We start from the raw sequence: 23454 nt of genomic DNA on the forward strand, positions 1-23454 counted from the left end.
AATCAAAAAAGGTTTACTGTTTTTTCTTTGCTCAAATTTAGAAAGAGAGGAAATCAAAATGAAAAACATAGATGAAAAAATTTTAATGGCAGAAGAAGAAATTAAGCAGTTACAAAACAAAAGAAGAAAACTCATCAGTCAGCAGAAACAGGAAGAAAGAAAAAAGAGAGATAAAAGGATATATGAAAAAGGAGCAGTTTTTGAAAGTATCTTTAACGAGAGTAGGGATTTTACCAAAGACGAATTTTATCAGCTAATCACATTTCCGAATATAAAAGAAATAGTCAATCAAAAAATCTTAAAAATAGTAGAAGAACGAGGACAAAGCGAAAATAAAATTACAGAAACACAAGAGGAAGAAATGAACACAGAGGAATAGTCCCTTGGTTACAAGGGCGCACTTATACACCCTAAAGGGTGTGTGCGTTCTCCGAAGGCTCTTGCAGAGAGCATATCAGCTAAAGCTGATACAGGGGAGCTACACTCCCCTACGGAAATAAATTTCCTACCCCTTGTGTACTTCCCAAAAGAAATCGGATAAAAAGTTATCCGATTTTTTTAGAAAGTCTTATCTATCGCCACTATAACCATATCGAAAAATGGAAAGGAGGTTTTTGACTATGGCGATATATCATCTTTGCATAAAGATTATCTCAAGAGGCAAAGGCAAAAGTGCAGTAGCAGCTTCCGCCTATCGAAGTGGCGAAAAGATAAAAAACGAGTATGACGGCATAGTCCATGACTTTACAAGAAAAGGAGGAATAGCCCATACAGAAATCCTATTGCCACAAAATGCACCACAGGCATTTTTAGACAGGGGAACATTATGGAATAGCGTAGAGAAAATAGAAAAGAGTAAAAACTCACAGCTTGCAAGAGAAATCGAAATTGCTTTACCTAAAGAACTAAATCGAGAAAAACAGATTGAACTTGTTAGGGAGTATGTAAAAGATAATTTTGTAAATGTTGGTATGTGTGCCGACATTGCCTTACACGATAAAGATGATGGAAACCCACACGCACATATCCTACTAACAATGCGACCGTTAAATGAAGATACAACATGGGGAGCAAAATCAAAAAAGGAATATATCCTTGATGAAAACGGAGAAAAAGTAAAACTTAAAAACGGCAATTACAAAACAAGAAAAATAGATACAGTCGATTGGAACGAGCAAGACAAAGCAGAAGAGTGGCGAAAGTCGTGGGCAGATATTACAAACAAATATCTTGAAGAAAACAGTATACAGGAAAAAGTTGACCACCGCTCCTATGAAAGACAAGGCATAGAACAAATACCGACCATTCATTTAGGAGTATCGGCAAGTCAAATGGAGAAAAAAGGTATTGTTACCAACAGAGGAAATATCAACCGAGAAATCAAACATCAAAACAAGATATTAAGAGAAATTGCAAGACGAATAAAAGCCTTAATGAGATGGATAAGGAGTTTAACGAAAGATAAAAATAATGATACTTCAAAAGATAAACAGGACGATATGGCTATACAATCCACTACCCTACCAAAACAAAATGATTTAACAGATATGCTCTCTTATTTCATAAAAGAAAACTCAGATAACCACAATGCAGACTTAGAAAAATATATTGAAAGCTATCAATTCCTTAAAGAAAAAAATATTACATCAATATACGAATTGAAAGAAAGTATATCAGCATTAAGAGATAAGAATTACAAGACTACAAGAGCCATAAAAGATACTGAAAAGAAAACCAATGACAGAGTACAGCTTATCGACCAAGCAGAAAAATATTTGAAACATAAAGACATATATAAAAACTATACCAAGATAAAGAAAAGCAAGCAGGAAGATTTTTATAACGAATATACCGCAGAGATTATTTTATTTGAGAGTGCAAGAAAATATCTAAAAGAACATTTAGGAGAAAGCAAGACCTTAGCTATATCAAAATGGAAATCAGAAGTTACCACTTTGAAGAAAGAGAAAAATAGCCTATATAATCAAATATTGGAGATACGAGAGGAAGTAGGACAAGCAGAAAAAGTTAAAACCTGTATAGAGCAGTTACAGGAACAAGAAAAGCGACTAACACAGGTAAAGAGGAACGAGTTAGACCTATAAAACTTGGCTTAAATGTGGTATAATATCATGGATATAGAGTGAAACAAATTAGAATTTGTGGGGTATTTATGATAAGGGTTTTGAATGATATAAGGAATGCTGAAAATCCAATATCTAATAATAAAAAAATTATAAATACTATTGTGCTATTGTTTCTTGGAATAGCTTTGGGAACTTTTTCAAAATATTTGGATTTTAGTCAAGCTGAACTTCCGAGTGTGCTTATGGCAATAAATGGAGCATTAGATATTGGTAATTTTCTTGGACGTTTTGCAATATGGACATTGATTGCATTGTGTATCTCTATTTATAGCAATTCTGCAAAAAGAGCAAGCATCAATGTTTTTATATTCTTTGTTGGTATGGTTGGAAGTTACTATTTGTATTCAAACTATATTGCAGGATTTTTCCCAAGAAGTTATGCGATGATTTGGTTTGGATTTACAGCTATATCTCCATTGTTGGCTTTTGTTTGTTGGTATGCAAAGGGGAAAAGCAAACTGGCATTTATACTGTCGGTGCTGATTTTGGCAGTATTGTTCAATATGTGCTTTGTATATGGGTGTTGGTATTTTAGTGCATTGTCAGTGTTGGAATTGATAGTATTTATTATTGGACTTATTGTTTTGAGGAGAGATACATTGAGGAGTTTTGCATTAATGGGAACAATTAGTATCGTTCTTGCATTCCTGTTTAATATTATTATTCCATTCCCTTTTGGATAGACAACTCCCAATTTGCTTAATTGAATATAAGAATTTGAGGAACAGTAAATTGAAAAAAAGATTTACTGTTTTTTCTTTGTCTAAAAGTGGAAAGGAGGACACATGGAAGAAGAAAAAAGAGATATAAAAAAACTACAACATAAACAGCTAATAATGGATATTGGAAAGACAAAATATACTGTAAACCTACATTTTAAGCAAGGTACAGGGGAAACATACAAGGATAAAATATTAAAGCTAATAAAGAGAGAAACAGAGAAGATATAAATTTGTCAAAGAAATTTTGTTTATGTCCTTGACAAATCTTCCCAAAAGGATTAACCTTATAAGGACAGAGAAAATAATAAGAACTTGGAAAGGAGGTAATTCTCATGTCAAATACGAAAAGAATAGGACAAACAGCCCTTTATGAGCGTTTAAGTCGAGATGATGAGCTTCAAGGAGAAAGTAACTCTATCATCAATCAAAAGCAACTACTTGAAAGTTATGCAAAAAGAAACGGCTTTGTAAATATCTATCATTATACCGATGACGGAGTAAGCGGAACAACCTTTGATAGACAAGGATTTCAAAAGATGATAAAAGCAGTAGAAGAAAACAAAGTATCTACTGTGATAGTAAAAGATATGAGTAGGTTTGGCAGAGATTACCTCAAAGTAGGCTTTTACACCGAAATACTTTTCAAAGAAAAGGGAGTAAGGTTTATCGCCATCAATAACGGAATAGATAGCGAAAAACAAGCAGAAAGCGACTTTACCCCATTTCTAAACATTATGAATGGTATGCAAGAGATACCTCAAGAAAAATACAATCCATCTTTAGAGCAAGAATGGAAGAGGGTAAAAGAGTATCACCCAGCGTTCCATACGGCTATTATAGAAACCCTAAGAACAAACAGGAGCTACTTGTCGATAAAGAGAGTGCAAAGGTCGTAAAACGCATTTATAGGCTTGTAATAGAGGGATATGGGGTAACACAGATAGCAGATATATTAACCAAAGATAAAGTCCTTATCCCATCAGCCTATGCAGAAATACATTACCCCGAAAATAACCATAGCTCCAAGAAAAGAGGAATAGACGATCCATATTTTTGGACACCGACCACAGTAGGTTATATTTTAGAAAAAAGAGAATATATGGGACACACTGTACTTGGTAAAACAATATGCCTTGATTATAAGACTAAGAAGCGAAGAAAGGCAAAAGAAGATGAACTCATTATCTTCAAAAATACCCACGAAGCCATCATTGACGAAGAAACATGGAACAACGCTCAACGATTAAGAAAAACAGTAAGAAGAAGTCCAAAGTATGGTACAACCTCACACCCATTTACAGGACTTTTAATCTGTTCCGATTGTGGAGGAAAGCTAAGCTATCGAGAGCCGGCAGAACATAAAGAAAAGAAATATGATTGTGATTATTGTTTTGTATGCCAACATTACAGACACAGAAAAGGCACTTGCAGTATGCACTATATCAAAGTAAAAACAGTCAATGAGATTCTCCTAAAATCAATCAAAGAGATAACCAACTTTGCAAAAGAAGAAAAGCAAGAATTTCTAAAAGTGATGAACAAGTTATCCGATGAAAAAAGAGAAGAAAAGTATCAAGAAGATACAACGAAATTAGAAAAGTTGTCATCAAGAAACGCAGAACTAACCACTCTCATTACAAAGCTATATGAAGACCACGCACTTGGGAAAATTCCTGTAAAACACTTTGATAGATTATTTAATACCTATGATACAGAGCAACAAGACTTAGAAAAACAAATACAGTATTTTGAACAAGAAATTGAAAGCTATCATCAAAGAAAAGTTGACACCGATAAATTCCTAAAAATGATAGAAAAATATACCAATATTGAAAAACTTACAGTACCTATGATAAATGAATACATTGAAAAAGTTGTAGTCCATGAATCTACAGGAGGAAGAAAAGGCAAATATAGAAAACAACAAGTTGATGTTTACTTTAACTTTATAGGCAACTGTCAAGTACCACAGAGTGAAGAATAATGTATATAATTTTTATGGAAGTAATCATTTGAGATATGCTAATTGCAAATTGAAATGCAACAAAAATCCCTGATATAACGTAGTGTCATTCCCACCCCATGGGGTGGGAAAATTTTTAGCTAGCTAACTTTATCCCCGCTTGTTCAACCATCTCATTTGATGATTTCCCTTCAAAGAGTTTGCGAGGCGTTGAGTTTAGCCAGTCTTCCAATTTCTGAATGTCGTCAGTGCTATACTGGCTTAGATCACTACCTTTGGGGATAAAACGTCTTATTAGGCCATTTAATTGCTCATTACTGCCTCTTTGCCAGGCACTATAGGAGCGACAATAGTAGATCTGTGTTCGCGGCTCCTGGTCGTCTAAATCAATCGAACGCTCTAGAAATTGCCAATCCAGAAACTCTGAACCGTTATCGACAGTAATGCTCTTAAAGATCTCTCTAAAGGCCTCAGTGCCCATTTCTCTCTAAATCGTCTAATATAGCTTGAATATTGGCCTGAGTCATTGCAGGGATTTTAAAGAGAAGGCTATGTCTCTTTTTGCGCTCAACCATGGTTAATAGCGCGGCACGGCTTTTCTTTTTGCCAGACTCCATACAATCCATCTCCCAGTGTCCGAAAACACTTCGATCATTGGCCTCTTGTGGTCGGTCATTGATTGATTTGGCCAAAGGATCTCGGACTCGTTTTTCAACTCGGCGGTAGCTTCTTTTGCTCGATTTTCCTTTTCTTGTAAGACTTTTTATCCTTCACTTTTTCTAAGGCAGAATAGGGGGATCTTTTGTGCTCGCAAATCTCTTTTTCGAGGTCACGCTCAAGCTCGTGATTTTTTCCGATCTTTAGTGTCGGTCCCTTGGCGGTCGCTTTGCGATCATAGTCCTTTTGGGCTAAATCCGCACAATAAGCATCCATAGGAGCGAGTGTAGTATCATATTTTATGTAATGGCCTCGTTTTAATTCTCTTGAAATCGTAGACCGGTGGACACCAATGCGTTCAGCAATATCGCTTTGGTTTAGACGATCCTTTTTAGGCTTTTTGTAATTATCCATAAACAATTTTTCAATCGTTAATCGGTCATCGTAGGTTAAGTGTGTCCTTTTTTCCCGTAATCTGATAGAATATAATTGAGTTATTTCTTCCTCCTTTTGTTGGTTTAGACACATTCATCATATCAGAGGAAGAATGACTCTTACTTATTTATTTTTGTTGCACTTAATTTTACAACTCGCCTTGAATAAATAAGTAATGAGGTGTCGTTCATGATTTAAATTGAAAGGAATGAGAATAATGAAGAAGAGAATAACCAGCCTACTGCTGGCCTTTTTGCTGGCGGTAGGTATGGCATGGCCGCAAGTGTCTCGAACACCTAGCGCTCATGCGGAAGAAGATTTAACGCAGTATATTCAAATGGAAGACAGTCACTTTGACTTTGACCCCTCCAATCCCCACAAGATTGTCCGGGTCAACGAATCCGGCACACGGGTGATCAACGCCCTGATGTCTAAAAAGATTATCCTACCCGACCATGTAGAAGAAGTCGGGGACGCGGTCTTTGACGGGGCCGGGTTCTTGGGGCTGGTCGCCCGCGGGCTGAAAAAAGTCGGCACCCGCGCGTTTAACGCGAACTCTATCAGCTACCTTGAGACCAGTCATCTTGAAACGATCGGCCACTATGCCTTTGCGAATAATAAACTGACTCACTTTGAATCTGATCAAGCGACAAGTATAGGGCACTATGCTTTTTCCAGAAACCAGCTGACCAGTGTAAGTCTGCCCCGAGTGACAAGTATAGGGGCCGCGGCTTTTGAAGGAAACCAGCTGACCAGTTTAAGTCTGCCCCAGGTGACAAGTATAGGGTCCGATGCTTTTAGGAACAACCAGCTGACCAGTGTAAGTCTGCCCCGAGTGACAAATATAGGGGGCGCGGCTTTTGAAGGAAACCAGCTGACCAGTTTAAGTCTGCCCCAGGTGACAAGTATAGGGTACAATGCTTTTAGGAACAACCAGCTGACCAGTGTAAGTCTGCCCCGAGTGACAAATATAGGGACCGAGGTTTTTACCAACAACAAGATTCGCGATTTTCGACAGATCAACTCAGCTGCTAGTATATACAGCAACGCATTCGGCAATCAAACCGTTGAAGTCAAGCCGACTGCTTATCTTTTTGATGTGGAAGACAACTCGCTTTACACCTTCAGGGGTTTTCGTCAGTATATTGATGAATACTTCCCAGAATATCTGGAGAAGGTCGAGGTTAACGGGAAGGTTATGTACCGCTTTAAGAAGGTGGATTTTACCCGGCAAAGAGTCAGTAAACCTAATGGCTATGGGGATTGGAAAATTACCCTTTACCCACCGGCTCCTTCTCCTTTAGAAGTAACTGCTCTGACTGAGGGTGACTTGAAGATGGAAGTGGGGGTTCCTGACCCGGATGAGTGGGTGCGAAGAATTGAAATCACCGTCCCCGGCCTGCCGAATGCTATTGTTTTAACGACCGAAGACGGTAAAGATTATGTGTCTAATGGTCAGCCAGTTCCGGTTGTGGATGGTAAGCTTCAGATCCGGGTGGTCGGCGACACCTTGAAGGCAGGCGCCCGAGTCACCTTCAAGTCCATCAACGACAGCCAAAAAGAAACGGCCACAAGGGAAACCGTCCAAGCTCGAGTGGACAACACCCCAGTCGTTGAGCCTTTTAAGGAAGTCCGGATCTATGAGAGTGAAGTACTTAACCTGCCAGTTAAGGTCAAGACCTTTGAAGGGGCAACGGTCCAGTCCGTCAACTATGACAACCTCCCTAGTTTTTTAAGCGGAAGTGCTGACAAGATTAGCGGAACGACCACGATTTCAGACTGGCAGGCGGACGAGAAGGAGAAGGTCTTTGAGATTGATGTCAAGGCGACCGACTCCAAAGGTCGAGTCTCTAAGCCAGAGCGTTTACGACTAGTTGTCTTGCGTAAGGCCGATATTGTAGAAGACCCACCAGGCAACACCCCGCCTAATGGATATGCCCGGGTGAAATTCTTAGCCGGCAACCACGGTAAGATCGCAAGAGGGGTCAAGACCTATGATGTCTTGATTCGAACCCATAAGACTCTGGGTGACCTTACCAAGCCGACAATTGAAGCAGACTACGGTTGGGGACATACAGGTTGGGACAAGGAAGACGCTACCTTAGTTGATCAGGATATGACGGTGACGGCGACCTACAGCCAAGAAATCATCGAAAACCCAACAGGCCCAGTTCAGCCGGGTTATGTTCGTATCAACTTTACAGCGGATGCTGATCGTGGAAGCTTGAGTGGAGTTCAAGTGATGGATGTGCTTATCGCAGCCAACAAGACCTTTAAAGACCTCAAGCATCCAACTGTTCAGTCGAAAGAAAACTACGGCTTTACCCAATCTTGGTTGAAGACTGATGGCTCACGCGTGGGAGCGGATGAAGTCATGGCAGAAACGGCAACTTTTAAGGCGGAATTGGTTGAAGAGATTATCCCAAGACAGACGACCCCTTACCCAGCAGTGCCTGAAGGTTACGCTCGCGTGACTTTTGAATCAGACCGCAACGGTGAGGTCTCTGGCACTCTAGTCTATGACGTTTTCCTCGGCAACCGCGTCCGACTCGGTAAGCTGAAGAAGCCAACCGTCCAGCCGAAACAAGTGCCGGACCGGTTAGACCAGAGTTACACCTTCTTGGGTGAGTGGAGTGTGGCAGATGACCAGGTGATTGAAGGCCCATTGACAGTTCAGGCCATCAACCGACCAAACGTCATCTATAACCCATCCTATCACTCAGCGGCTGAGCGTTATGTGCGGATTCACTTTAAGCCTGGCTCATACGGCCAGTTTACCGCTGGAGATAATATTATTGCCGAAGTTCTCCTCCCCGCCCAGCTGAAACTGAAACACCTTAAAGCACCAGCCGTTACACCCGATTATGGCTATAGCTTTAAAGAGTGGGACCGCCTCCCATCCACCCCGCTGGACCGTGCTTACTATGTGAATGCCCTGTATGAAAAACAAGCGGGAACAGTGAAGTTCAAAGGGCAGCTTGTTGGCGGTCAAGAGCCAGGCGTTGATAGCGGCGGACAGCCAACCCCACACTACAACCCTGAAGGATACATGGTTTCAAGTATTGAGTTTGAAGGTGTTAAGACCATTGAATATGTTGTCACTAACGAAGAAGACCAGACCGTTGCAAGTGGAAAAAACACCAGCTTCTTCCGAATTAATGAGCTGGACTATAAAGACGGTCGCTACACCCTAACGATTACTATTAATAAAGGAACTGACCAGGAACAAACTTTCCAAGAAAACTTTGTGATGAATAAAGAACTTCGCAATGGGAAAGATGGCAAAGACGGTAAAGATGGTAAGTCAATCACCGTTCGTGAGAAGAAAGACGCACCAGGCACTTACGAAGTTGTTCAAATCGATCCAACTAAGAAGCCGGGCGAAGACGGTTATGAAAAAATTCTAGTAGAACTTAAAGACGGTAAGACGCCTACTATCAAGACTGAAAAGGTTGACGGTGGAACAAAAGTCACCGTTCAAGTAGAAGGTCAAGAAGATAAAGTCTTTACTGTCAAAGACGGAAAAGATGGAGCCAGCGTCACAAACGTTGACACTAGCGATCCTAAGAAGACTGTGATTACCATTACTAATCCAGATGGAACGACACGAGATATTGAAGTAATCAACGGTACCAATGGTAAAGACGGTGTTAGTGTGACAGGTGCGACCTATGACCCAGACAGTGGCATCTTAGTTCTAAAAACTACTGATGGTGAAGGTAAGCCTGGAAAAGACATCACTGTCGGTAAAGTCAAGGGTGAAGATGGTAAGACACCTGCAATCGAACTTGTCCCAGTTGACGGCGGCACCAAAGTCGTTGTGAAGATTGAAGGCAAGGAAGATCAAAGCTTTACCGTTAAAGACGGAAAAGATGGCAAAGACGGCGCCAGCATTGAAGTAACAACTAACGCTGATGGCAGCAGTACCATTACCATTACCGAAGAAGGTAAAGAACCGAAGGTTATCAAGGTCGAAAATGGTAAAGACGGTAAAGATGGTGCCAGCATTACCGGCGCAACCATTGATGAAAATGGTCACTTAAAAGTTACTGTCACACCAGCCGAAGGAGAACCAACAGTTGTCGACGCTGGTAAGGTGACGGGAGCCGACGGTAAGACGCCAGTGATTACAACTAACAAAGTTGACGGTGTAACCACTGTCACGGTTACTGTTGACGGCAAAGTGGTTAACACCTTTACCATAAATGATGGTGAAAAAGGTGACCCAGGCACCCCAGGTGAAAAAGGCGAGAAAGGTGAAAAAGGCGAGAAAGGTGACCCAGGCGATCCCGGAAAAGACGGAACCAGCATAACGGATGTTCGAATTAATGAGAAAGGCTACTTGATTGTGACCCTTACAGACAGCCAAGGTAATACAACTACGAAAGATTTGGGCAAAGTCACGGGCGAGGATGGCAAAACCCCAACTTTTGAATTCACAGAATTACCAGATGGTTCAGGTACCCGGGTTACGGTTAAAGTTGAAGGCCAGCAGGACCAACATTTTGACGTTAAACATGGTCAAGATGGAACAAGCATCACCCATGTTGAAGTTGATGAAAAGACAGGTCACTTAATGGTGACTTTAACTCACGCAGATGGAAGCACTGAGACTACTGATGCGGGAGAAGTTAAGGGCAAAGATGGTAAGACTCCAATCATTGAAACTCAGCCCCTTGATGACAATAAAGGTCATCGAATAATCATTAAGATTGAAGGCCAGCCTGACCAAACCTTTGATGTTTTACATGGTGAAAAAGGCGACAAGGGCGACCAAGGCCCTGAAGGTCCTCAAGGTCCACAAGGTGAAAAAGGCGACAAGGGCGACCAAGGCCCACAAGGTCCAAAAGGTGAAAAAGGCGACAAGGGCGACCAAGGTCCACAAGGTCCAAAAGGTGAAAAAGGCGACCAAGGCCCACAAGGTCCAAAAGGTGAAAAAGGCGACAAGGGCGACCAAGGTCCTGAGGGTCCACAAGGTGAAAAAGGCGACAAGGGCGATAAGGGTGACCCAGGTGCACCAGGAAAAGATGGTAAGGATGGAGCACCGGGTCGTGACGGCCAGGATGGTCGAGATGGCAAAGACGGCAAGGACGGCACACCAGCTCCAAACTACAAGCCAATCCCTAAAGAAGCTCGGTACAAAAACGGCACAGTGATTAAGCCAATGCGGTTAGAATTTGTGCCAATCAGTCCAACTGCACCTGGCGGCGATCCGAACCGTCCGGAATTGCCGGTAGCAGCCTCAAGAATGGGGACCTCCCGCCGACTAGGAAAAGGCGGACACCTGCTTGTTGTTCCTACAGGCAGAAGCAGTCGAACAGAAATTTACTCTGCACGACCTCAGGATTTTCTGAAGCAGGTGGACAGTTCTGAAGCTGTCACGCAAGAGTTGCCAAAAGACCTTTCAGCTGTGCCAACCTATGTTGTTGAAAATATTCCAGATGGGATTACTTTTGACTTTGAAACGGGTGAACTCAAAGGCGTTGCTCAAGTGACAGACTGGCAAGAAGGCGAAACAGAGCGAGTCTTTGATATTAAGGTGACAGTGACCAACCCTGATGGTAAGCAGTATGCAGCGATTCAGCGGATTATTGTTGAACGAGAGCTTGAAGAGACTCCACAGCAAGCACCAACAACGCGTCCAATGATTGCTAAAGAACAAACACCTCAGCCTGTCACTCTCCCACGAACAGGTGAAAGTTCCAATCTGTCAGTATTTGGACTTGTCCTTACACTTGCAGGCTTACCTCTCCTTTTAACCACTAAAAAGAAGGAAGAACAAGTCGCTTAATAAAGGCAATAAAGCTATAACACTTAAGTGGGGAGTCGTTCGACCTTGATGTCGAGCGGCTCTTTCCCGCTTAAAGTAAGATGATGTTTTTAGAACAAGTAGGCAATTGATGAAACACAAGAAAATCAGAATATTTAAAAATGAAAGTGAGGTGTGTGATAGGAGATGTAGACATGTTAAATAGACGAAAAAGCAAGCTGAGTTTTAAATCGCCCAAAGCAAGGACGAGGCATTCATGGTTTGATCAACTAAAGGGCTTTTCCCTCACGGTACTCATGATTTTGGTTTTTATGAGTCAAGCAGAGATAGGGGTTTATGCCGAAGAATCGTCTGCTGACTTGCCAGAAGAACAAGTCACTGTCTGGAAAGGGGAAGAGGTTGAAGAAGCTGTAGAAGATGAAACACCAAGTCCCACACCCCATCTGCGGAACGGGACAATGTCGGATAATATCGAATCAAACGGTGGCGGAGTAGATGTGACTCCCTTAAAGGCCGAGAAACTAGAAGCGGGCAAAATCAAATATTCCTTTCAAGTTTCCCTTCAAGGCATCCAATCAAGCGATCACATACAAACGGCCAACACTTTCCACTCAGCTGTTCCTCAAGTAGTTGGAAAGATTCGTTTCACTCAGATTGGCACCTATGACAAGGTCGCCTATTGGAGAGACCTTGCTGAAAATGATGAGCAATTCCTTTACGACTCTGAATTTATTAAGAAATATGCTCGAGATATTGAAATGCCTTTGGAGGTATATCGCTATCATATGGCTGAAGATGAAGAGGCCTATTACGAACTCCTTGACGAGTGGGAGGAACGCATACGCCGGACGAACGTATTATCCCCGGATTATGAAGATGCTTTACTACCGGGAAGTTTAGCCTGGTATCATGAAGGTGAAGCTTTAAAGGCAGAAGGAATAAATCATGTTCCTGGTGGTGTTTTTGAAATGCCGGATGATTATCTTGAGGAAATGGGTCTTTCAGGAGATTGGCGAGTAAGGAACTACGTCATCACTGCAAACAATAGTTTTTTCCCTTTCGATCTTCGAGTGGAATATATTGTTACAGAAGATCAGGCTAAAAAGACATCTATTCTTCCTCTGTATATGGGACTGGCTTGGCGCAGCTTTGGTGAAAATATTCCACCGGCAAGTGAAGAGGCAGGTGGGCAATCTTTATATGACTTCGGTAAAGAAGGACTTGAAAAATGTATGACCTATGTTTCTCAACCAGAAACCATTACGGAAGATCAATTAAGTGAGGACGGTCTACTCGGAAGTGGAGTCGGCCTTACCAAGCGAACAGATCATTGGGCAATCATTGGGGAAGATGTGGAAGAAGATGAGAAAAGATTTAGATATGCGGAAATCTTTAATCTAAGCGCAAATCCTTCAGTCCTTTATTATGTGAGTGCTGATGAGGATTATCGAGATATTGCAGCAGTGATGTACAAAGCTCAGGAGCCAGAGGAGACAGCGCCTACTCCTGAACCTGAAGAAAAACCAACTCCAAGCCCAGAAGAAGAACCAAAAGAGGAACCTCAAGTTGAAGATCCAACTCCTGAACCAAATGAGGAAGAAGAGGAACTTACGACCACTGAAGAAGTCGTTGAGAAAGTTAAGCCAGCTCCAAAAAAACCAGCTCTTCCCAAACAAGAGCAATTTGAAAGTAAACCAGCAGTAGTTGCTCAACAACTACCACAAGCAGGTGAGGTGACAAGTCCATGGCTGATAGCAGTGGCAATTGTTTACCTAGCAGCTGGACTCTTTATGACTCAATGTGTTTTTGAATAAAAGTTAATTTAACTTTTGAACTCCCTTCGAAAATGAAGGGAGTTTTTTATATGAAAAATCAGCTATGACATAAGGCTCAGAATTTTTTAGGTGTCGCGCAAAATCTAGGCCGCTGAAAAATGGATCTTGCGCGACTCGGCCTCATTATTTTGACCATCCGGCTAGGCCCAAATAAAATTGAGCTAAGGGACATCTGGATAAGGTATCGGTGCAGAGTTTTCTTTTTGAAATTTATATTACAGTCTCTAAGAGTAAAAGAGGCAAAAATGATTTTTTTGTAGATCGGTTATTGTTTTTTTGGTATGGTTCAGTTGGATTGAAGTAAGATAATACATTTGTGACATGAAAGATTAAAACAAAAGAGATCCTTTGATATGATAGATCTGCTAAAAAGACCATACCTCTAGAAAGGATCTCTTAGATGTCAATTATAACAGAAGGAATGAAACACCGCGAACGAATTGTTAAATACGCAATAAGAATTAATAATAACGCTGCTGCAGCGAGAAAGTATTACACGTCTAGGCAATATGTTCAGAGATGGCGAAAGAGATATGATGGGACGATTGAATCCTTGCGAAAGAAATCGACTCGTCCACACTCACATCCCAATCAACACTGCGATGAAGAAATCAAGTTAATGAAACATATGCATCGTCATCATAGGCATCGTGGTCTGGCCCATGTCTACCGCAAATGCCGAGATGAAGGCTATAGTAGAAGCTATGACTCTATGTGTCGACAGATTAGGGAAATGGGTCTAAAGGAAGCTTTAAAGCCAAAGATAAGCTATAGGAAGAAAAAATCGAAACCTCAATACACCTATCCGGGCCAACTAGTTCAAATCGATGTAAAATACGTACCTGTTAACTCCATAGGCTTTAGAAGTCACCACAGGAGGTACGACCAAATCACGGCAATCGATGCTTATTCTCGCAAAAGGGTGCTGAGTTTGCTGAATGAAAACAGTACTTATACCGGCTCAAAATTTCTTCTCAACTTAGAGGAACGCATGGGCTTTAAAATAGACAAGGTGCAGACTGATAATGGACGCGAGTTTACTAACGATCCTCAGGAAACCGATAAGAAATCAAGATTTCAGCAATTCTTAGACCTCTTGAAGATCGAGTATCAACGAACAGCTCCCTATAGTCCTTGGCAAAACGGATTGGTAGAAAGAAGTCACCGAGAAGATCAAGAAAGATTCTACTGCAGAAGGCGTTTCACCAGTGAAGAAGAACTAGAGAAGGCTTTAAGTAGGCACAATACAAGTTACAATAATACCTATCGAAAAATCTTAAACTTCAAAAGCCCTAATGAAGTCGTGTCTGAATATTTTGGAAAAGCGGCCTAGCAAGGTTCTATTTCTTCCAAGTTTTGTCAAGGCATGCTTCGCTCGAACGGCCATTGACAAAACTCTTCAGAAATATTTTTAAGAGCCAACCGCTTTTCAGCAAACTATCAATCAGGGGATTATGTCACAAATGTTTGACTTCCCTACAGATAGACAAGAGAAAAGAAGAGCTTGAAAATCTTGATGAGCTTATAGAGTCTATTTTCTATGACACCTTTGGCGACCCGGTAAAAAATGATAAGGGCTGGGAAGTTAAAAAACTTGGGGAGTTTGGAGAATTTAAAAACGGTATAAATTTCTTTAAAAATAGTAAGGGCAATGTAATAAGGTATATAGGTGTGGGAGACTTTCAAACTTTATTTAAAATCTCTGATTTTAAATTTTTAAATGAAGCTGCTTTAGAAGAACCGTTAGACGATGTATATTTTTTACAAAAGGAAGATATTTTATTCGTTAGATCAAATGGAAACAAAAATTTGGTTGGCAGAAGTATAATTGTATATCCAGGTGAAAACAAAATTATTTTTAGTGGATTTTGTATTAGGTTTAGGAAATATGAAAATAATATAAATATCATTTTTCTAAACAGTCAATTTAAATACGGTGTTATGAAAAATAGATTATCAAAAAGTGTTAGAGGTGCAAATATACAAAACTTAAATCAAAAGATTTTATCAAATCTTGAAATTATCTTGCCCCCCTACATTTACAAAATGAATTTGCAGAAAAAGTTAAAGCAATAGAAGACCAAAAAACTTTACTGGAAAAGTCCCTTATCCTTTTGAAAGAAAATTACAACTCTCTGATGGACAGGGCTTTTAAAGGAGAGCTTTAGGAGGGATTTTATGGAGTCGAATTTTTCATTTTTAAATAAAGAAAAAATGTATCATTCTTTTGCATCGGCGTGTAGCGAAGCTGAACGTCTTATGAATGTTTCTTATTCTGCAGCTGCGGCCTACACAAGACGTGCTGCGGAACTGGCGGTAAAGTGGATGTATGCTAATGATAAGGACCTTAATCTTCCATACAACGATAATTTTGCAGCACTTATCAATGATTTTGATTTTAAAGATATTGTGGGGCTCGAAATGTATCGGGCGATTGATTTTATACGAGTTCTTGGCAACAAAGCGGCGCACACTAATATGGCAGTTACAAGATCTCAGGCAGTACTTTCTCTTAGAAATCTTTTTAATTTTACTGATGCCATTGATATGTGGTATTCCAAGGAATATGAAGAAAAATCATTTAATGAATCTCTCCTTGGAGATAATGACAAACTTAGCAAAACTCAAAAAGAAAAAGAAGAGCTTCTAGAAATAATCTCTTTAAAAGACAAAAATCTTGAACAAATCATAGAAGAGAACAAAAAACTTCGAGAAGAAAACCAAGCGCACCGCATACAAAATGAACATCAGAGACCTTTTAATTTTGAAACAATTTCTGAAAAAGAGACGCGAGAACAATATATTGATCTAGATCTTGAGATGAAGGGCTGGAAATTTGAACATGACTTTTTTAAAGAGGTAAAAGTCTCTCATACGCCAAATACTTCTAAAGCTGGCTATGCAGATTATGTTCTTTATTCTGATAATGGAAAACCTCTTGCCGTTTTGGAAGCAAAAAGGACTTCAAAAAGCCCAATCATTGGCAAACATCAGGTAAGACTCTATGCAGATGCTCTGGAAAAAGAAACGGGAGTGCGCCCGGTAATGTTTTATACCAATGGAATAAAATATTACATTTGGGATGATGAATCTACTCCTGAAAGAGAAGTTTCTGGAATTTATAGCAAAGAGGACCTTGAAACGCTATTTTTCAAAAGAGAAAATAAGATTTCTATGGAAAACGCAACGGCAGATCCTAATATTGCAGGAAGATATTATCAGATAGAAGCTGTAAGAAGAGTTCTTGAAAATATTGAAAAAGGCGCAAGAAAATCACTGCTTGTAATGGCTACAGGTTCTGGAAAGACGCGAACAGCTGCTGCAATCGTTGATATTCTTACAAGACACAACTACGCTAAAAACATTTTGTTTTTAGCGGATAGAACGGCCCTTGTAAAGCAGGCCAAGGAAAGTTTTGCGTCACTTCTTCCAAATATGTCCCTTTGTAATCTTTTGGATGGAAAAGATGATGTAAATAGTAAGATGGTCTTTTCTACTTATCCAACCATCATGAATGCGATAGATGAAAAATTAAATGATGATGAGGATAGAGTTTTTACAACGGGTCATTTTGATCTTATTATTTTAGATGAAAGTCATAGATCTATCTACAAAAAATACCAAGCAATTTTTGAATATTTTGATGCATCCCTTCTAGGGCTTACTGCCACTCCAGTGAATGAAATCGACAGAAATACTTATAGAATTTTTGATATAGAAGATAGCAACCCTACTTATGCATATGAATTGGAAGAAGCCATTGATGATGGTTTTTTAGTTCCTTATGAACTTCCTACAGTTTCTGTGTCTCAATTTACGAGAAAAGGAATTGTCTATGACAAGCTTTCTGAAGAAGAAAAAGAGGAGTTTGAAGAAACGTTTGAATCATGTGAGGATATTCCTAGCACGAAAATAAATAGAAGTCTCTTTAATACTTCCACAGTCGATATGATTTTGAAGGAGCTTATGGAAAAGGGGCTCAAGGTAAGTGGTGGAGATTTTCTTGGGAAGACGATTATTTTTGCTGCAAATAGAGCGCATGCAGATTTTATTGTAGAAAGATTCAATGCTCTTTTCCCAGAATACAAGGGAGAGTTTGCAGTGGCAATATATCACAGCATAAATTATGTGGATGATCTTATAGATCGATTTAAAAATTCTAATTCCAAACTTCACATAGCAGCATCTGTAGACATGTTAGACACTGGAATAGATGTGCCAGAGATTTTAAATCTTGTATTCTTTAAAGAAGTAAAATCTAAGACAAAATTCTGGCAGATGATCGGTAGAGGCACTAGACTTTGCAAAGATATATTTGGACCAGGTCTGGATAAGACTAAATTTTATATCTTTGACTACTACCAAAATTTCAAATTTTTCCAAGCCAATAAAAAAGAAGCCTCAACACCTATAGCAAAATCACTAACAGAAAACCTCTTTGGGGTAAAACTTGACATCATAAAAGCGCTTCAACCTGTGGATTTTGAAGAAGAGGCCTATGTAAAATATAGAGAAGAGTTAATAGAAAATATCTTGCGTGAGATAAATGCTATAAGTAGAAATAGATTTGACTCAATGATGAAGATTCACCTCTTGGACAAATATGGTGATAAGCGATCATATGAATGTTTGGATGAAAAGAATTTAGACGAGCTCAAAAAAGAGATTGCACCACTTATAATCTCTACGGATAGAGATGAAATGGCGAAGAGTTTTGACTATCTGATGTATACGATAATTCTTGGAACTCTTCTTGGAAAACAAGTTACAAACCCGATAAATAAAGTGGTTACCATTGCAAATCTGCTCTTTGAAAAATTCTCAATTGATCAAGTCAAAAAGCAGAAAGAGCTCATTACAAAAGCGACGCGATCTGAATTTTGGAATGAGGGAAATATTTTTGACTTCGAAATGGTAAGAGTAGCTCTAAGAGATCTTGTAAAACTTTTAGAAAAAGAGACCAGACAACTCTACTACACCAGTTTTTCTGATAAAACGATGGGTATAGAAGAGGTAGAAGGGCACTACAAAATAAATGATCTTTCAGCTTATAAGAAAAAAGTAGAAGAGTATTTCAAAAAATACAAGGACAATCTTCCCATATACAAACTTAGAAACAACAAAAAACTCACAAAAAGCGATCTGAAATATTTTGAAAAGATTCTATTTGAAGAGCTTGGGAATAAAGAGACATTTGAGATGGCATATGGAGAAGGACCACTTATGAATCTTGTGGCAAAGATTGCAGGAATGGATAGAGAAGCTACAATCGCTGAATTTTCAAAATTTTTAAATGACAAATCGCTTAACGCTGATCAAATAAATTTTGTAAATAAAATAGTGAGCTATCTTATAGAAAATGGCTCGTTAGACAAAAAAGTGTTGGCGGATTTTCCATTTGCTAAAGCGGGCGGAATCGTTACGATTTTTGAAAACAAAGTCGATGTCGCAAAGAATATAGTTGAAACGATTGATGAGATAAATAGCAGACTTGTCATCTAAAAGAGAACAAACAATTTTACAAGTCAGAGCAAAACAGCCTGTCCTAAATTATGGGACAGGCTGTTTTTTATTTTATAATACAAAAAAGAGTGCTGAATATAAATAACCGCCTAAATTCTTAACAATCATCTAAGAATATACTATAATGAGGCAAAACAAAAGAAGATAGGCGAATGTGAGTTTTTAATTAGTAAAATCTAACAAGCAGTAAATGGGATAGTGAAACCATAAATCTTCTTGCACAAATTCATGAACATAAGGAAAAATAAAAAAAGGGCAGAAGACCTTAAAATCAAGAGGCTTGAATTTGAGGGGGAGTTCAATGGGAATTATAAGAAATAAACATTTATAGTTTGTTAAGGTATGCTAGTACTGATGTCAAGGAAATAGAATATGTGGGAGATGTCAGTTATGGCGGATGTCAATTATGGCGATTGCAAACATTAAAGTTACATTGATGTGCCCGATTGAAGAAGTATGGCATAAGGTAACCAATCTACATGATTTTTCATGGAGAAGTGATTTACAGAATATAAAGATTATAGATGAGAATAATTTTGTAGAAATCAGCAGTGATGGAATTGAGACACATTTTGAAGTTACAGAGTTTTTGAAGTATAAGTGTTGGGCATTCAAGATAGAGAATGAAAATATCGCTGGGACTTGGATAGGGAAATTTTATTCCCATGGAGATAGAACAACGCTAGATTTTACTGAAAATATCATTTCAAAAAATTTTATATTTAAACCCTTTATAGGATTTTATATTCGTAAGCAACAACGGCTTTATTTTAATGATTTAAAGAAAGAACTTAATTGTAAAGAAGCTAGTTTTACTCAAATACTGTAAGTGCAAATTTCGCTGAATCAAAATGACCTACATAATATTATAGTGATAACACCCCTCATCTTTTTGTTATTGATGAGGGGTGAATGTTGTTAAGAATATTTTTCTTAAAATAGGTGAACTAATTCAAATAATAAATTAAAGAAGTTGCAAAGACTAGACCTGCTATCAGATGGAATGCTAGAGCTACTAGTGCTTTTTTCTTATAGAGTTCGAGTTCTAGCTTTTGATTAGCGGTGAGATTTTTGACAGGGTATTTTCGGCGATTAATTAAATAGAGTAATAAGAAGGTGCTACTATTGTTGCCTGATGCATTCACTACCCCCCATAGTTTAGGATGCTTGATGCCTCTTGACATCGCATCGATTACGGTCATTTGATAAATAGTGTATAGGAGAATGACTCCCCCCACACTGGTTACTGCCCCAGAAATAACAAGTGATATTAATAAATGGTCCATTTTCAATTCCTCCTTTAAAATCGATGAATAATTTCTCGATAGATGACTGCAGTAACAATAGTTGTTAGAGTAAAGACAACGATGAGAGTCAGTTTTTCTGGGAACCATTGGGTTAAGAGTAAAGCTGCAATCATGACGATAAGAGCTCCAACGACTAAGACTGCTAACTTGGTGTTACTTTTCACAACATCTGTACTTTCGGCGAGATGTTTCATGTAATTGTCACTCCCTTTCAATAGCTTGTCTAGACTGATGTGATACAGATCACTTAAATGAATAATGCTGATAATATCAGGATAATTTTTGTCATTTTCCCAGTTAGAAATGGATTGCCGTGAGACGAATATTTTCTCTGCTACATCTTCTTGGGTCATGTTCGCATTGAGTCGAGCATTTTTGAGTTGTTGACCAATAGACATCAAATCTTCCTCCTTTCTAGCTTTAGTTTAGCTACTTATTGCTCTGGAAACTATCAAATATCTTTTGAATTGGCAGATTTATTGTGTCAAAAGTCTTTGACAACCTTTTTATTATCATAAATTCATCACTATTATATAAATATATAAGCAAAAAATGGGGAATAATGAATAGACATATATTCAAATAGCGAGCATTCATTATATCAATAAAATAAAACCATAATAAAAAAATGAGTTCAATCAAATGCTTTTAAGATTTCTTTATATCTTAAAAGCTTTTTTTATTGAAAAAGTTGCTGGGAAATGCTTGCTTGTGGAATATTTCAGGGAATGTGTGAGCTATAGCTATTGGAAATGTAATCGTTGCTTTATGTATGTTTTGTAAGGAATCATTTGATATTTTCCTTATGAAATCCTTAAATTTATTTTTTACAATCCCATTAGAAAATAAAAAGGAGGAATTATAAATGAATCGACTTATATTAGAAACAAAGAACTTAACGAAGATTTTTGGCAAACAAAAGGCTGTAAATAATGTGTCTTTAAAAATTGAAGAGAATTCTGTCTATGGATTACTTGGGCCTAATGGGGCAGGAAAGTCTACTACATTGAAGCTGATGACAGGGATGCTACATAAATCATCAGGAGAAATCATCTTTGAAGGGCATCCATGGAGTAGGGATGATTTATCAGATATTGGTGCATTAATTGATACACCCCCTCTATATGAAAATTTAAGCGCTAGAGAAAATCTTAAAGTGCGAACATTGCTTTTAGGATTACCTGAATCAAGGATTGATGAAGTTTTAGACATCGTTGATTTAAAAGATACTGGGAAAAAGAAAAGTAGTCAATTTTCTTTAGGAATGAAACAAAGATTAGGAATTGCTATTGCGCTACTGAATAATCCTAAACTTTTGATATTGGATGAGCCAACAAATGGTTTGGATCCTTTAGGTATCCAAGAATTACGCAATTTAATTAGAAGCTTTCCTGAAAAAGGAATCACAGTCATTTTATCAAGCCACATTTTGGCAGAGGTGGAACAAATTGCAGATCACATTGGCATTATTAATGATGGTGAACTAAAATACCAAAATTTAATTAACCATAGTGAGAATTTAGAAGAGCTTTTCATGAATGTAGTAAAAAATGGAAAGAGGGTATAATGCTATGAAAAATTACATTCTTGCCGAATGCATAAAATATAAACATACTTTTTTAAATAAATTGCTAATGATTGCACCATTAGTTGCGGTGGTACAGGCGCTTATATTAATGCCGTTATATTTTACTGTAAATGCATATAACTGGTGGTATGTTGTGTCATTACCTGCCATGTTTGCTTTGATCTCTGCCATGATGCATAGAAAAGAAGAAAGAAAACTCAATTATAGAGCCATTTTCTCGCTTGATGTCAATTTGAAAAAAATATGGATAGCCAAAATATTAACTGCTTTAGTCTATGTGAGCATTACATCTTTGCTGCATATGATAGGAGTATATGGGATTCAATTTTTAATTGATAAGCAGTTAATTCCTAACTATGGACTGATGACGTTACTAATGGCGAGTGCACTTTTAATCCTTTCTAATATTTGGCAGATACCTTTATGTTTATTCTTGGCCAAAAAATTAGGCTTTGTTATCAGTGTTGGAGTGAATGCTATATTAGGAACGGCACTTGGAATTTTGTTTTCTACTTCATCGCTATGGATTTTGTGCCCTTATTCTTGGGGAATACGATTGATGCTTCCTATTATGCACATCTTGCCAAATGGTTTGCCAGCGGAAGCTTCAGATCCGCTGATTTCTAATACGTCATTGCTACTTCCTTGTGCTTTGTCAATCATTCTTTTTACATTATTAACAGTCATTACAACGAATTGGTTTTCAAAACTTGAGGTGAAGTAATGGTGAAGATATTAAAGTCAGAGTTCTATAAACTGAAGCACACGTATCTACCACATATTCATATTATTTTACCTATTATATATGCTATTATTTTTTATATAATGGTTAGAATAACAGGCCTGAAAGATTATGCCTCTATTTCTATTATAGAAACATATTTGGTGCTATTAGGGGCAATATTGCCAATTGTTTGCGGTGCAATTACATTTAAAGTGATTGATATGGAAGCAAATGCTGGACATTTTCAAGTTCTTTTATCGACTACGAAGTCTAGAAGTAAGGCTTATGGTGGCAAGTTACTCCTATTATTAATAGGCGCTTTATTTTCGATAAGTTTGGCTATTTTAATGTTTAGTTTTTTATTTAGACAACAAAGTTATATTGCATGGGTAATTGAGGGATTTTTACTATTTGTTGGATGCATCGCCACATATGTGATTCATTTGTGGATATCCCTTATGATAGGAGGGAGTGCATCCATTGGCTTAGGTTTTGCAGAAACATTACTTGCATTAATTTCAATGACGGGTCTTGGTGAAAAGATATGGTATTTCTTACCTTGCACATGGCCATCAAGATTATCTGCAACTTATAGTGTGGGAAGTAGTCTGGCGGATAGCACCTATCTCCATGATACGTTAAGTATGTGGCTTTATATTGCAGTTCCAATGACAATATGTATCCTTATATGTTCTTTCATTTGGTTTAATAAATGGGACGGCAAACCCTATAGTAGTGATTAAAGGTGAACATATAAAAATGGTATAGTAATCTATCAATTAT

At 38.4% G+C, this 23454-nt stretch carries 18 protein-coding genes and 1 pseudogene; 14 read left to right on the top strand and 5 right to left on the bottom strand.

What is annotated here, in order from left to right; translation table 11 throughout:
• The first annotated feature begins 58 nt into the window (after window positions 1-58).
• From C231_RS0103505 to C231_RS07735, 5 genes and pseudogenes are all read left to right on the top strand, one after another.
• The gene (locus C231_RS0103505; RefSeq protein WP_018659275.1) at window positions 59-379 is read left to right on the top strand and encodes a DUF3847 domain-containing protein; all 321 of its coding nucleotides are present in this window, start codon (window positions 59-61) and stop codon (window positions 377-379) included.
• Between the two features lie 241 nt (window positions 380-620).
• Entirely contained in the window at window positions 621-2105 is a 1485-nt protein-coding gene (gene mobQ / locus C231_RS0103510; RefSeq protein WP_018659276.1) for a MobQ family relaxase, read from the top strand.
• Between the two features lie 38 nt (window positions 2106-2143).
• The gene (locus C231_RS0103515) at window positions 2144-2830 is read left to right on the top strand and encodes a hypothetical protein (RefSeq protein ID WP_245533372.1); all 687 of its coding nucleotides are present in this window, start codon (window positions 2144-2146) and stop codon (window positions 2828-2830) included.
• Window positions 2831-2932: 102 nt separating this feature from the next.
• Complete coding sequence (locus tag C231_RS0103520; RefSeq protein WP_018659278.1) at window positions 2933-3097, top strand: transposon-encoded TnpW family protein; 165 nt, start codon at window positions 2933-2935, stop codon at window positions 3095-3097.
• Window positions 3098-3201: 104 nt separating this feature from the next.
• Window positions 3202-4853 (top strand): annotated as a pseudogene (locus C231_RS07735) (DUF4368 domain-containing protein).
• A 115-nt stretch (window positions 4854-4968) separates the two neighbouring features.
• Here the strand turns inward: C231_RS07735 and C231_RS08225 are convergent.
• From C231_RS08225 to C231_RS08230, 3 genes are all read right to left on the bottom strand, one after another.
• Window positions 4969-5313, bottom strand: coding sequence for an IS30 family transposase (locus tag C231_RS08225; RefSeq protein WP_026314334.1), 345 nt, complete (start codon window positions 5311-5313; stop codon window positions 4969-4971).
• Complete coding sequence (locus tag C231_RS08560) at window positions 5303-5449, bottom strand: hypothetical protein (RefSeq protein ID WP_018659279.1); 147 nt, start codon at window positions 5447-5449, stop codon at window positions 5303-5305. The genes C231_RS08225 and C231_RS08560 overlap by 11 nt, the downstream gene beginning before the upstream one ends.
• A gap of 94 nt (window positions 5450-5543) precedes the next feature.
• Window positions 5544-5903 carry a helix-turn-helix domain-containing protein gene (locus C231_RS08230; protein ID WP_245533373.1) on the bottom strand — a complete coding sequence of 120 codons (360 nt, stop codon included), beginning with the start codon at window positions 5901-5903 and terminating at the stop codon, window positions 5544-5546.
• Between the two features lie 229 nt (window positions 5904-6132).
• On the opposite strand from C231_RS08230, the gene C231_RS08770 reads away from it, so the two are divergent.
• The 6 genes from C231_RS08770 (at window position 6133) to C231_RS0103570 (ending at window position 19881) form a co-directional block, all read left to right on the top strand.
• Window positions 6133-11715, top strand: coding sequence for a leucine-rich repeat protein (locus tag C231_RS08770; protein ID WP_083912505.1), 5583 nt, complete (start codon window positions 6133-6135; stop codon window positions 11713-11715).
• A 173-nt stretch (window positions 11716-11888) separates the two neighbouring features.
• Window positions 11889-13508, top strand: coding sequence for a hypothetical protein (locus C231_RS08240; protein ID WP_018659281.1), 1620 nt, complete (start codon window positions 11889-11891; stop codon window positions 13506-13508).
• 421 nt (window positions 13509-13929) lie between these two features.
• Window positions 13930-14862 (top strand): DDE-type integrase/transposase/recombinase, encoded by a 933-nt coding sequence (locus C231_RS0103555; RefSeq protein WP_018659282.1) that lies wholly within the window; start codon window positions 13930-13932, stop codon window positions 14860-14862.
• Between the two features lie 134 nt (window positions 14863-14996).
• Complete coding sequence (locus C231_RS0103560; protein WP_018659283.1) at window positions 14997-15605, top strand: restriction endonuclease subunit S; 609 nt, start codon at window positions 14997-14999, stop codon at window positions 15603-15605.
• A gap of 102 nt (window positions 15606-15707) precedes the next feature.
• Window positions 15708-19031, top strand: coding sequence for a DEAD/DEAH box helicase family protein (locus C231_RS0103565; protein WP_018659284.1), 3324 nt, complete (start codon window positions 15708-15710; stop codon window positions 19029-19031).
• Between the two features lie 427 nt (window positions 19032-19458).
• Complete coding sequence (locus C231_RS0103570; RefSeq protein ID WP_026314335.1) at window positions 19459-19881, top strand: SRPBCC family protein; 423 nt, start codon at window positions 19459-19461, stop codon at window positions 19879-19881.
• A 118-nt stretch (window positions 19882-19999) separates the two neighbouring features.
• On the opposite strand, the gene C231_RS0103575 is transcribed toward C231_RS0103570, so the two are convergent.
• Window positions 20000-20338 (bottom strand): hypothetical protein, encoded by a 339-nt coding sequence (locus C231_RS0103575; protein ID WP_018659286.1) that lies wholly within the window; start codon window positions 20336-20338, stop codon window positions 20000-20002.
• Window positions 20339-20352: 14 nt separating this feature from the next.
• The gene (locus C231_RS0103580; protein ID WP_018659287.1) at window positions 20353-20757 is read right to left on the bottom strand and encodes a helix-turn-helix domain-containing protein; all 405 of its coding nucleotides are present in this window, start codon (window positions 20755-20757) and stop codon (window positions 20353-20355) included.
• Window positions 20758-21224: 467 nt separating this feature from the next.
• Between C231_RS0103580 and C231_RS0103585 the strand changes: the two genes are divergently transcribed.
• Genes C231_RS0103585 through C231_RS0103595 form a run of 3 tightly spaced genes read left to right on the top strand, consistent with a single transcriptional unit; the run spans window position 21225 to window position 23414 of the window.
• Entirely contained in the window at window positions 21225-21926 is a 702-nt protein-coding gene (locus C231_RS0103585; protein ID WP_018659288.1) for a lantibiotic protection ABC transporter ATP-binding protein, read from the top strand.
• A 4-nt stretch (window positions 21927-21930) separates the two neighbouring features.
• Window positions 21931-22671: a lantibiotic immunity ABC transporter MutE/EpiE family permease subunit gene (locus tag C231_RS0103590; protein WP_018659289.1), complete on the top strand. Its 741-nt coding sequence runs from the start codon at window positions 21931-21933 to the stop codon at window positions 22669-22671.
• Entirely contained in the window at window positions 22671-23414 is a 744-nt protein-coding gene (locus C231_RS0103595) for a lantibiotic immunity ABC transporter MutG family permease subunit (protein ID WP_018659290.1), read from the top strand. Before C231_RS0103590 ends, C231_RS0103595 begins: the two co-directional genes overlap by 1 nt.
• Window positions 23415-23454 lie beyond the last annotated feature (40 nt).

This window comes from Allofustis seminis DSM 15817, assembly GCF_000374325.1.
In the GTDB taxonomy this organism is placed as follows: domain Bacteria; phylum Bacillota; class Bacilli; order Lactobacillales; family Carnobacteriaceae_A; genus Allofustis; species Allofustis seminis.